Origin of the sequence: Candidatus Dedyshia acidiphila (assembly GCF_051025295.1) — a bacterium.
Taxonomy (GTDB): domain Bacteria; phylum Acidobacteriota; class Terriglobia; order Terriglobales; family Acidobacteriaceae; genus KBS-83.
The window spans coordinates 1-248 of record NZ_JBMGJV010000189.1; the positions used below are offsets into that span (position 1 = coordinate 1).

Here is a 248-nt window from a genome sequence, read left to right on the forward strand (position 1 = left end):
ACGTCACTCGATCCGGACCTGCAGTCCGCAGCGAACGACGCCGTTGCCGACGGCATGAAGGTCGTCGACAAGCTGGTCGACCGCCGTCGTGCGAAATCCAAGAACCCCGACGCGATCGCCACCCCCCAGGTCGCGCTAGTGGCACTGAATCCACACACCGGACAAATTCTTGCACTGGTCGGGGGCCGCAACTACGGCATCTCGCAGCTTAACCATGCCGTCGCCCATCGGCCCACTGGGTCAATCTT

At 62.9% G+C, this 248-nt stretch carries 1 protein-coding gene; it reads left to right on the forward strand.

The genetic code is table 11. The features are described from left to right. Positions 1-248 (forward strand): hypothetical protein (locus tag AC5IJH_RS18560; protein ID WP_491904294.1); only part of this gene is annotated, 248 nt, incomplete at both ends.